Source organism: Tautonia sociabilis, from assembly GCF_003977685.1.
In the GTDB taxonomy this organism is placed as follows: Bacteria; Planctomycetota; Planctomycetia; order Isosphaerales; family Isosphaeraceae; genus Tautonia; species Tautonia sociabilis.
On the sequence record NZ_RYZH01000095.1, the window covers coordinates 1 to 10,452 of the forward strand.

Consider the following 10,452-nt stretch of genomic DNA (forward strand, 5'->3'; position numbering starts at 1 on the left):
AAAGAGGTGCGAGTATGGATCGAGATGGAGAGATCGATGAACCGTTGAGAGGTCGCTGATCAATCCAGGTTGGCTCTCCAACCCAGAAGCGTCGAGGATGCGTCACTCGAAGCAAGAAACGAACCACGAATATCGACTGAAGTGAATTCTTTTCACCGAGGTCCATGCGTCGGAGAAGGTGACGCCCTCCTCGCCCGGCCAGTCCTCGCCGCCGACCCGCTTGGACTCCGGCAGGGCCCGGTCCCGCAGCGCCACGACCGTCTCCAGCCCGAACAGGCACGGGGCCGCCCGCAGGACCGTCCGACGGCACCAGCCCTGGGTCGTCTGCCGGCCGAGATGGTCGCGCCGTTCTGGAACTGGTGTCTTCAGGTTCCACCGACCCGTGGACGCCTCGATCACGGCCACCGGGCTCATCCCGCGATCGGTGCTGAAAAACGACTCGTCGCGCTGGGTCCCACTTCGCATTCTCGTCGCCCCGCTCGTCGAGCGAGAAGTTGTGGTACTTGTTGTCGGCGAACAGCCGCCGCACCTTGCCCATCGGCTGGCCCTCGAGCCGGGCGAAGAGCGTCGGGGCCGCCGCCGCTTCGTCGACCGAGGCGGCCGTCACCAGCACGGCCAGCAGCAACCCCATGCTGTCGACGACAATGTGGCGATTCCGCCCGTCGACGTTCTTGGGGTTGTCCCGGCCCCGCTGCTCGCCCCCGGAGGTCGTGTCCACCGACTGGCGATCGACGCTCGCCGAGGTGCGGGGGTGGTCCGGCTACTCCCGAGTGCGGACCTTCGTGCGGAGCAGGTCGTGGATCCGGTCGAGGGTGCCGTCGTGCCGCCTCTGGTCGAGGTCCCGCCAGACGGTGCTCCTGGGCGGCAAGTCGCCGGGCAGGTACTTCACTGGCAGCCGGCGCGCAGGAGGTGGCGGATGGCGTCGAGGACGTCCCGCATGTCGGTCTCGCGGGGCCTCCCGCCGCCGGATTCCGGTGGCAGGTGCGGCTCGATCAGGGCCCGCTGGGCATCGGTGACTCTGCACGTTGACCAGAGCGACGTGGCCGGAGCCCTCGGCCGAGTCTCGCTCTTCGCTCCCCAGAAACCCTGCGCGGAGGAGCTGGGGGGCCCCTTCCGTCCTGGGATTGGACGGGTCAGCGGCCTCTTCCGCTTGCACTGGCGCTTGCACAGAACTTGAACAAACGTCTGTCCCGTCCTGTCCCGAGTTGTCGATCGATGGCACGGACGAGACGGCGGATGGAGACGAAGGGGAGTGCTATAAAGCAAAGAGGGACAAGGAGATTGGCGATCCTTGTCCCTCTTTTTTCGCCGGTTGACAAGCGGAGGGGGAGGGATTCGAACCCCCGGAGGCCTTGCGGCCTCAGCGGTTTTCAAGACCGCCCCACATATTCCGCAAACAGTGCAACGGAAAATAGTTCGGGCGAATGCGAGGACGAATTTGCATTGCCGCTTGCACAGACGTCGAACGACGCAGCGTTGCCGTCCCATGGACTCCCTCCTGACCTGCAATTGGTCGTCTCGCGTTGGGGCGACCTCCCACCGGCCGTGAAGGCGGGGATTCTCGCGATAGTCCAGGCAAGCGCGGGCGGTCCTTAATGGTTGCCGACCCTTCCTCGACCTAGCCACGAAGTTGAACACATGCACGTCCTGCTCTTGGCCGATTCGGTGGATACCGTTGAGCCAGTGGTCCACGCGGGTCGGGTTCCAGGGCAGGCCGCAGTTGATCATCAGGCGGCAGAACTGGAGGTTGATCCCCCCCGCGGCCTCGGTCGCCATGCAGATCTGCTTCTCAACGCGGAACAACTCCCAGTCCCGCTTCTACTCGTGCGGGTTCATCCCGCCGTGGATCTGGCAGGTGGTGTATCCCCAACGTACGAGCGATTTGAAGCGGTAATTTAGCGTGTCGCGGTGCTCGGTGAAGATAAGGAGCTTGCCCCAGACGTCGTTCATCTCCTTGAGCTCCCCTGGAGTTGGGCCAGGCGGCGGGCTCGCTGGGCGGGGGGCTGGCCTCTTAGCTCCACTAAAGCAGCGCAGTCTGGCGCTCGAACCGGCGGCGGATCGACTCGAAGACCGCCATCGTGGAGCTGGTGAGGCGGCGCTGGAGCACGGTGCGGGTGAGGGCCACGCTCGCCGACCGCTCGCCTGCGGGAGGAACTGGTTGATGTACGCGGTGACCGCCTTACAGAGGTCGTACTCGTCGGCGTTCAGTTTGAAGGTGATCGTGTGGGCGTGGCGGTCGGGGAAGAGGCGCCGGCCCCTCAGGTCGCGGAGGTCTTCCTTGGACCGTCGGAGGGCCCACGGGCAGTCCGGCCCGAGGCGGAGGATCTCGCGCCGAATCTCCGCAGCCTTATTGCCGAACCGATGCGGCTCGGGGAAGAGGTCCGCGTCGATCAGGCGGACGAAGTGGGCGAAGCGGTCGTCGTCGCCGTGGTGGGGGTTGCGGTCAACAGCAGGAGGTGGTCGGAGTTCGCGGCGAGCCGCTCGGCGACCTGATACCGCTTGGTCTTCTCCGCCTCGTCGCCCTGGTTCAGGCTACTCTTGGTGAAGGCGATGCACTTGTGCGCCTCGTCGATGATGACGAGGTCCCAGAGTTCGCTCCAGACGTGCTCGCGGACCTCGTCCTGCTTGGCGTAGTCGAGCGAGTCAATCACCTGGGAGGCGCGGTGCAAGGGGTTGGTGAGCTGTTGCTAGTCGACGGCCGAGAAGATGACGTCGAACGTCTCGCCGAACCAGCGGAGCAATTCGTCCTGCCACTGGATCGTGAGCGGGGCCGGGCAGAGGATGATCGCTCGGTCGATCGCCTCGCGGAGCTTCATCTCCTTGATGAGCAGGACCGCCATGATCGTCTTGCCGGCCCCAGGGTCGTCGGCTAGCAGGAAGCGGAGCCGGGGCTGGGGGAGCATCCGCAGGTAGACCGCCTCGATATGGTGGGGCAGCGTCCGGATGCCCGAGAAGTTTACCGCGAAGTGGCGGTCATGGGTGTAGGCGAGCCGGATACGGGAGGACTCGACGAGCAGGCGGTGCCCCTCGGCATCGACCGGCTGGATCACAATCGGCGGCTAGTCCTGCTGGCCGAAGACCGTTGCGGCCTCGCCCCGCGAGAGGATCGCCTTGTCGGGCGTCCCGTCCGAAAGTCTGACCAGGCACTCGAAGCCGTCACCCACCGGTCCGGTGGCACGGTACAGATGGCCTCTCCGGGCTGGCCTCGAATCAATGATTGGATGACTCCCGCCTCATTATGCCTCGACTTCGACCTCGGCCTCGCCCTCGACCTCGGCTTGCAGTTTAAGCACGGACGCCCTGAGCGGCTCGTAGATCGGGATCTCCCGGCCCATAATCTCGAAGCTCACGGCTAGGGCGTACCGCGCCTTGACCTCCGGGTCCCTGCTCCAGCCCTTGTGGCCCCGCACGGCGATGCACAGGTCTTCGGGAAGGGCGTTGGACTTGAGGGTCGCCCAGTCCTTCTGGACTGTCCCGATGTTCCGGCGGACCCCGGGGAGCCGCCCCCATTGCGGGTTGGTCTCGATGTTCCAGCCCAGGCTGCTCCCCTCCCTGGCGGGCTCCTCATCCTCCCTGATCGCCCGCCCGAGGAAGGCTTCGAGCGATTCCCCGTTCCGGCTGCTCACCCAATCGACCCAGGTGGCGAGGTAGCCCCTGGGGTTGCGCCGGGTCCGTCGCGGTTCGGCCGAGTAGGACAGCGTGACTTCGATGCGGATGTCGTGGTCGTAGCCGGGGCGGCGTAGGTCGGACGGGATCGGGACTTGGTAGACGTGGCAGTCTCCCGGCCCGATCAGCTTCTCGCCGTGCGAGATGAATGACACGCGGTGGTCGGTGTTCGTCGAGGCCCGCTCGATGTCGGGGAGGCCGTAGCCGATCCGGCGGATGAGCTGAGCCTGCCGCTCCGACGACAATCCCTCGGCCCAATCCGGCCAGCGGGCCGACTGGACGATCAGGGCCCGGTAGAGCAGGCACGGCTCGTCCGGCAGCGTGGCCTGGAGGCGGGCGGCGATCCTCGTCACCTTGGGTGCCGAGTACGACGTGCCGATCTGGTCCCGGTCGTACGCCGGCCCTCCGAACATCGTGCTCCGGACCAACTCGGGATAGCACGACTTGGCGAAGGTGGGCGTGCTGACCGACGGACGGTCTCCGCCGGTCCGCAGGTTGTCGCCACCGAACTCGACGACCTCGGGCTTGATTGTCCCCCAGAGCCCCGGCCCGGACCGGCTGAATGCGGACGGCTCGCCCGCGTTGGCGACGAAGCTCCGATAGCCGTCCTGCTCGAAGGCCCCGTAGCCCACGGAGCCGACGGTCAGCGCCTGGAGGCTCTGAGCCGGGTTCGCCAGCCGGCAACATGCCTCGGACAGGTAGTCCGGGTACGGACTGCCGCCGGCCAGGAGTTCCTGGATGCCGGGCCTCGGCGACGGGCGTGAATGCTTGAGGTTGCCGATGCTCTGGACGATGAGCACGTCGTTTTCGTGGCAGAGGCGGTCGATCTCGGCGGCCCAGGCGGACATGTGGACGGTCCGACAAGGGGCGTCCGCGTTGATCGAGTGGTTGAAGATGCGGGTCCGACGCCCCCCTTCGTGGAAATGCCGGACGACCTCGCGGACCACGGCCGCCGGGAGCATCTGCCTCGGGAGGTCGCAGTCGGCGTCCAGGACACGGGCGTTCTGGACCCAGGCTTCGAGTCGGATCGTCCCTTCCTTCGGGATCTCCTCGCCGTGGATCACCGCACCCGCGACGCGCGTCCCGTGCCCGCTGGGACGCACGTGGTCCCCGACCTCGGTCGGTGCGAGGCCGTGCACGAAGCATCGCGAGGTCTCCGCATCGATCGCCGGTGCCAGCAAGATGTGCTCCTGCTGGATGCCGCTGTCGATCACGCAGACGAACGGCGCACCCGGGTCAGGTGGCTGGAGGTCGAGCAACGCCTTGATCTGATCCAGGTCGCGCTCGATCTGCTGGGGCAGCTCGATATCGTCCGGCTCCGTCACCTCGAACACGTAGGGGAAGTTGAGGACCAGATCCTTCAGCCCCCTGCCTGGCAATCGGATGCGGAGGGTGAAGCTGTCCGGCAGGGACGGTGCGTCGACGGGTGCATCTTGTACGTCCAACAGGATCTGGCCCCCGTAGTGCCGAACGATGTTCTCGACGGCGGCCATCCGCTCGTCCTTGAGCTGGTCCCACTTCTGGTATGCATCGTTTCGGGCCTGTGACCACTCGAACTCCTTCCGCGCCCAGGTCTCGGCCTTCCATCGCGGGTTGCGCGAGGGCTTCCTGGGCACCTCCCAGGTCCCGACGCAGGCGATGCCGATGTCGCAGAGATACGGGGCGTCGTCGGGGATCGTCGGCCATTCTCGGAGGAGCGTCTCGGAGAGGATCCTGCGAAGCCGATCCTCCTGGGTCTCATCTTCACGGAGGTCCAGGATCCTAGCGACGTTGGCCGACCCCTCGATGCTCGCAACGAAGTCGTCCAGCTTCTGCTGGAAGTGGGCGAGCGTCAGATCCTCGGAGGCGACGATGACGAAGCCGTCCTCCTCCTCCGAGACGACCTCGAACTCGAAGGTCTGGCGGAGGGCATCGATGTCCAGCGTCGGGTCGATCTTCAGCAGGAGCGGGATTCCCGCGATCTCGGGAAAGCCCTCGTGTTGCCGTTCCTCCTGCCGCTCCCTCCATGCCGTGCTGACGGTGTCGACCTGTCTCCGGAGCGATGTCACGTGTCCGGCCCGATCCGTCCGGTTCCGAATGGTGAGGGGGTCTTCCGATAGGATGGGCCGGGGGAACCTCGCGTCCCCCGACTTGCGCAGGATCAGGGGAAGGTGCTCGAACTGGTGATCGGCCGGCATATCCTATCCGTTCCTTGCGGTTTCGTCGCCACGGCCCTTCAGGTCGGCGACAGCGGCCTTCAACTGGCTGGGCGTCACGACCTTCTGCCCCGAGAGGACCGCCGCCTTGGCCGCATCCTGGGCGGCCTTCACGACCATCGCGGCCGGCTCGCCTTCGAGGAGCCCGATCAACTCCCGCCAATCCACCCGGTTGGAGACCGGGACGGCGGAGAGAGTCGTCTTGAGGAGCTGTTCGATCTCACCGGGGCCGGGGAACGGGACCGGGAAGACGTCGTCGAACCTGCGGAAGAGCGCCTCGTCGAGCGAGGACTGGACATTGGTCGTGGCGACGAGGAGCCCTGGGGCGTCGTACTCCTCCATGAGCTGGAGCAGGGAGTTGACGATCCGGGTGGCCTCGCCGATGTCCCTCGAACCCGCCCGGGACCGAGCGATGAAGTCGCACTCGTCCAGGAGCAGGACGCATGGCCGTTCCTTGGCCGCGTCGAAGACCGCCCGCAGGTTGGACGCGGACTCGCCGAAGTAGGAGGAGATCAGGGCGTCAAACCTGACCTTCATCAGGGGGAGCCCGGTGTTCCAGGCCAGGCGCTTCGCGCCGAGCGACTTGCCGCAGCCCGGCGGGCCGTAGAGCAGGATCGTCTTGCGGGGGCGGAGGCCGTAGGCGCCGAGGCGTTCCCTGGCGGCGTACTCCCGCTCGATCCGGGCGAACCGCTCCTCTACGGGCGGGGGGAGCACCATGTGGTGCTCCAGGGCATCCCGCGGGATCACGGTCGCGAGCGTCTCCCGGTGCCGCCTGCTCAGCGGCAATTCCTGGAGTGGACGACCGTGATCGGTCGAAGGCTTGCGGCCGTTGCGCGCCGGCTTGGGCCGGTCGAGGATCGACTCAAGCTGGTCCGCCAGCTTCTCGTGACCGCTCTGCCGCTCGTCCTTGATGACCTTGCGCGCGAGCAGGGCGAGGTCTTCCTGCGACTCCTCGGCGATGGCCCGGACGATCCGCTTGATCGTGTCGGCGTTCATCGGCCACCTGCTTTCGTCGCCGTCGAGGGCATCGGGTCCGGGTCGCGCTGCGGGGCGTCCGCCGATGGCCGCCCCTCCCTCCGTCGCTCGCTCCTCCCAGTCCTTCCCAGGACGTAGCACCAACCGCCGCCCCGCCTCCGGGCTCGGATGTCATATCCCCGATCGCGGAGGCTCTCGATGCACCGGGAGATAGTGGGCACCGACACGCCGATCTCCTCCGCGAGCCTCGGGGCCGAGTAGCCTCCGGCACGCACCAGTCGGAGCACCCGCGCAAGGCGTTGCTCGATCTCCCGCGAACGTCGATAGGGCATGCGGACGTCCCCCCCCCCAGTCGCCTTTCGTCTCTATCCGGTTCTGATAGGGTTGTCAAGCGGAACCCCCGCCGCAAGTCGCCTCGCGGAAACGGCTTTGTCGTTTTCCCGGCGGCGAGGGATTGCGTCGGATCGTCGTTTGGTTGCAACGTTGAGAGACCGCCGGCCTGCCGATCGATTTCGCCACCCTCGGGGTTGCTACGGGGTCGTCCCCGCGTCCGGCAGCGCCGCCAAGACGATCGAGTCGGCCACCCTCCCCACCGGTCCCGTCCAGTGGAGGAGCGGCTCCTCGGCGAGTCCGGCCTCGACCTGCTGGCCGATGGTCTCCAGGACGGCCCGGAATGCCGCGTCTCGCCGGGCGAATTCGGCCTCGATTCGTTCCGGGATGCGGGCCTCGCGGACCGCCTCCTCCGTCAGTTGCCGCTCAAGTCGGGCACGGACATCCCGCTCCAGTCGGCTCGACAGCACATCCTTGGGGGGGATGACCTTGCCGACATAGTCTGCGAACTTGCGGTCCAGCCATTCGAGGAGCTGCGGGGTCGTCATCGCGTTGAGTTCGACGCGGTGCGATTGCAGCCACTCCGCCCACTCCTCGTCGACGTAGTCGGCGACGGGGATGCGTCGGTGGCCCTCCCGGCTCACCGACTCGACCTGGAGGTCCATCTCCTCCGCCTCGTAGGGTCCCAGGCCGAGGTTGATGATCCTGACCTTCCGCCCCGGCCTCGCCTTGGTCGCCTCGGCGAGCGCCTGGTAGATCATCGTGCCGGGCCCGTCGGCGTCGTGGATGCAGAAGACATAGAGTTCCTCGACCGTCTCGCCGAGCAGGTCGAGGAGGTCTCGGGCGGCCCGGGATGCGAAGCCCTTGGAGGTCATCAGGGCGCAGTCGTTCCGCTCGGGCCACTTGGTCTCCCTCAGGATCGGGAAGATGCCCTCCTCCTCGCAGTAGAGCACCTTGTTGAAGGTGTACGGCGGCCGGCGATACCGCTCGACCTGGATGGTGCCGAGCTGGATCTCCTCGCCGGTGTGGGGGTGGTAGACGACGCCTCGCGGGTCGCGGTACATCCCCTCGATCTCGCCGCAGGTCCCCTCGTACTCCGTGATAACCTTCGAAAAGTAGTTGTACTCGGGTTCGGTCCCGAGGTTTTCGATGACGTAGGGGCGGACGGCGTAGAACAACTGCCGGATCGAGAAGCGATAGGTGCCCTCGCCGCTCGCCTTGCTGATCGCATCTTCGAGGGAGTCCAGGATCACGTCCTTCGTCGTCGGGCCCTTCTCCTCGGTCTCTTCGCTCACCTGCCGCTTGGCCCGCTTGATGGCCTTCTCCAGGGCGGCCCGGATCTCCGGGTCCATCGGCGAGAAGTCGGGCGACTTGCCGTCCGTCGTGATCGGCATGTAGCGCGAGTCGACATTGAGCCAGAGATGCAACGGTCGCCGCCCCACCTTGAATTCCATGTCGAGGCCGCACCCGAAGATCCATTGCGCCTCCTTCTCGTGGTAGAAGCCCAGTTCCGCCGGGACCGGGGTGCGATTCACCGAGACCCCGAATCTGGGCATGGCTGAGACCTCGGCATAGACTTCGACGACGAAGGGGATCTCGGCCTGGAGGGTCCCTCGGGTCGCGTTGCTCAGGTACGCCCCGGTGACTTTGGCGTAGCTGCGCGGCCAGTCCTCGATCCTCGGCCCGAGGCCGCCGAGCCGCTCGGGCTTCACGACCCGGGCGAGCCCCCTGGCCTTGCGGAGCAGGGACTCGGCCTCGTGGAGGCTGAGGCTGTTCGCGGCCCGGCCCTTGAAGTCGGCGGCGATCTTGCTGGCTTTCGGCCCCGTGCAGCCGTCGAAGTCCTCGATCACGGCGCGGACGGTCCGTCCCCCCGCCGCGAGCAGCAGCTCGAAGAACGAGTCCGAGTTGTACCAGTGCGGGGACGTCTCGCCCGTGTACCTGGACTCGCCGGACGAGAGGTCGATGGCCTGGTTTGCCCACGCGAGCGAGTCGCGCGTGACGGGGACCGACGGCCCGAGCCGGACCTCGACCCGCGTCCCCGGCCCGTCGTACGGCCCCACGCGCTCGACCCGCGTCGTCCCATCGTCCTGGGGGAGCAACCTCAGGATCCGATGCCGTGTCGCAACGTCGAGTGTCCCTCCTGTCGCATAAACGGCACCGGTGACGACCCGGAGCCCGTTGCCGAGCGCCCCACGCGTCGGCCGCCGCAGGAGCTTGGAGGACCGGAGCGGCCGGGAGATCGAGAAGAGTTCGGCGATCTCGTCGTCCGTCCCGCCGATCCCCTCGCCGTCGTCCTCGACGAAGAATCCGTTGCCGTCGAGGAGCCCCACCCGGCACGCCGCCTTCTCGTCGAGCGCGTTGTCGGTCAGCTCCTTGGCGACCAGCGCCGCGAGCTTCCAGGGGGGGACCCCCGCCTTCTGCCCCAGGGTCTCCAGCGTCCGGAAGAGGGTCCAATCGTCTCGCTGGTACATCGACATCGAAAATGTTCCGTAATGGGGTGCGGGCAGCAAGCTGACCCGCGTCGGATTCCCCGGGGAATCCGACGCGGGGCCACGGGATACGTACCCAACGTTCGAAACGGCGGGGCACCCACCGCTCGAAGTCAGCAAGCTGCCCCTCGCGCCGATCCGGCCGGGACTTCGATCCGGCCGACGCAGGGGACCCTAGATCCGACTCCGGGTGGTCAAGCCAGGGCCGATCGATTTCCGACCACCGGGACGAGAATCGATCTGCCGGCATCCCCCCTGGCCGGGCATATCCGGGCACGAACGGATGTGCGTTGAGGAGAGCCGTCCGGCTGAATGAGATCGGCTTGTCGTGCGCCCCGGGGATTGGACCAGTACCAATAGTCATGACTGGCACTCCCAGGAGCATCCACCGATGCCCAAGCGCCGACGTCGATCCTTCAAGCCTCAGTTCAAGGCTCATGTCGTCCTCGGAGACCTCGCCGGCACCAAGAGCCAGGCCGGGGCCGCCCGTCGGCACAAGCCCGAGCTCGTCGCTTACTGGAAGAAAGTCGCGATTAGGTCCGGGGAGACCCTCTTCCAGGGAGGGGAACAGCGAGCCCAGGCCCAAGAACCCATCGCCGAGCTGGAGCGTATGGTCGGCCGAGTGATTATGGATTGAAATTGCCTAAAACCTTGCTTCCCTCGGCCCTTAGTGGTTCGTTTCTTGCTTCGAGTGACGCATCCTCGACGCTTCTGGGTTGGAGAGCCAACCTGGATTGATCAGCGACCTCTCAACGGTTCATCGATCTCTCCATCTCGATCCATACTCGCACCTCTTT

At 66.5% G+C, this 10,452-nt stretch carries 11 protein-coding genes and 1 pseudogene; 1 reads left to right on the plus strand and 11 read right to left on the minus strand.

Translation table 11 applies throughout. The features are described from left to right. Positions 1 to 102: 102 nt before the first annotated feature. From TsocGM_RS27450 to TsocGM_RS25120, 11 genes and pseudogenes are all read right to left on the minus strand, one after another. Complete coding sequence (locus TsocGM_RS27450; protein ID WP_233579187.1) at positions 103 to 465, minus strand: hypothetical protein; 363 nt, start codon at positions 463 to 465, stop codon at positions 103 to 105. Between the two features lie 88 nt (positions 466 to 553). After that, positions 554 to 718 (minus strand): annotated as a pseudogene (locus TsocGM_RS28065) (transposase); the annotation flags it as partial. A gap of 42 nt (positions 719 to 760) precedes the next feature. Beyond that, positions 761 to 889, minus strand: a complete 129-nt coding sequence (locus TsocGM_RS27455) for a transposase (protein ID WP_233579188.1) — start codon at positions 887 to 889, stop codon at positions 761 to 763. Next, a complete protein-coding gene (locus TsocGM_RS28070; RefSeq protein WP_391733071.1) occupies positions 886 to 1,776 on the minus strand; it encodes a transposase in 891 nt (296 codons plus the stop codon). The genes TsocGM_RS27455 and TsocGM_RS28070 overlap by 4 nt, the downstream gene beginning before the upstream one ends. A 42-nt stretch (positions 1,777 to 1,818) precedes the next feature. Then, positions 1,819 to 1,950, minus strand: coding sequence for an SWF/SNF helicase family protein (locus TsocGM_RS27770; RefSeq protein ID WP_148114894.1), 132 nt, complete (start codon positions 1,948 to 1,950; stop codon positions 1,819 to 1,821). A gap of 440 nt (positions 1,951 to 2,390) precedes the next feature. Next, the gene (locus TsocGM_RS25095) at positions 2,391 to 2,651 is read right to left on the minus strand and encodes a DEAD/DEAH box helicase family protein (protein ID WP_126728209.1); all 261 of its coding nucleotides are present in this window, start codon (positions 2,649 to 2,651) and stop codon (positions 2,391 to 2,393) included. 36 nt (positions 2,652 to 2,687) lie between these two features. Further along, positions 2,688 to 3,050, minus strand: coding sequence for an SNF2-related protein (locus TsocGM_RS25100; RefSeq protein WP_126728210.1), 363 nt, complete (start codon positions 3,048 to 3,050; stop codon positions 2,688 to 2,690). A gap of 186 nt (positions 3,051 to 3,236) precedes the next feature. Further along, the gene (locus tag TsocGM_RS25105) at positions 3,237 to 5,843 is read right to left on the minus strand and encodes a S8 family peptidase (protein WP_126728211.1); all 2,607 of its coding nucleotides are present in this window, start codon (positions 5,841 to 5,843) and stop codon (positions 3,237 to 3,239) included. A gap of 3 nt (positions 5,844 to 5,846) precedes the next feature. Continuing rightward, positions 5,847 to 6,857, minus strand: coding sequence for an AAA family ATPase (locus tag TsocGM_RS25110; protein WP_126728212.1), 1,011 nt, complete (start codon positions 6,855 to 6,857; stop codon positions 5,847 to 5,849). Next, on the minus strand, positions 6,854 to 7,168 hold the full coding sequence (locus TsocGM_RS28075; RefSeq protein ID WP_126728213.1) for an HTH domain-containing protein: 315 nt from the start codon (positions 7,166 to 7,168) through the stop codon (positions 6,854 to 6,856). Before TsocGM_RS28075 ends, TsocGM_RS25110 begins: the two co-directional genes overlap by 4 nt. Positions 7,169 to 7,366: 198 nt before the next feature. Next, entirely contained in the window at positions 7,367 to 9,643 is a 2,277-nt protein-coding gene (locus tag TsocGM_RS25120; RefSeq protein ID WP_126728214.1) for a hypothetical protein, read from the minus strand. A gap of 403 nt (positions 9,644 to 10,046) precedes the next feature. Here TsocGM_RS25120 and TsocGM_RS25125 point away from each other — a divergent pair, with 403 nt between their 5' ends. Next, a complete protein-coding gene (locus TsocGM_RS25125) occupies positions 10,047 to 10,292 on the plus strand; it encodes a transposase (protein ID WP_126728215.1) in 246 nt (81 codons plus the stop codon). The last annotated feature ends 160 nt before the right edge of the window (positions 10,293 to 10,452 follow it).

Coding starts and splice junctions, on each gene's coding strand:
- TsocGM_RS28070 (WP_391733071.1), bottom strand. CDS start 1,776: ATGGCGACCGAGGCCGCGGGGGGGATCAACCTCCAGTTCTGCCGCCTG.
- TsocGM_RS28075 (WP_126728213.1), bottom strand. CDS start 7,168: ATGCCCTATCGACGTTCGCGGGAGATCGAGCAACGCCTTGCGCGGGTG.
- TsocGM_RS25110 (WP_126728212.1), bottom strand. CDS start 6,857: ATGAACGCCGACACGATCAAGCGGATCGTCCGGGCCATCGCCGAGGAG.
- TsocGM_RS25105 (WP_126728211.1), bottom strand. CDS start 5,843: ATGCCGGCCGATCACCAGTTCGAGCACCTTCCCCTGATCCTGCGCAAG.
- TsocGM_RS27450 (WP_233579187.1), bottom strand. CDS start 465: ATGCGAAGTGGGACCCAGCGCGACGAGTCGTTTTTCAGCACCGATCGC.
- TsocGM_RS25125 (WP_126728215.1), top strand. CDS start 10,047: ATGCCCAAGCGCCGACGTCGATCCTTCAAGCCTCAGTTCAAGGCTCAT.
- TsocGM_RS25120 (WP_126728214.1), bottom strand. CDS start 9,643: ATGTCGATGTACCAGCGAGACGATTGGACCCTCTTCCGGACGCTGGAG.
- TsocGM_RS27770 (WP_148114894.1), bottom strand. CDS start 1,950: ATGAACGACGTCTGGGGCAAGCTCCTTATCTTCACCGAGCACCGCGAC.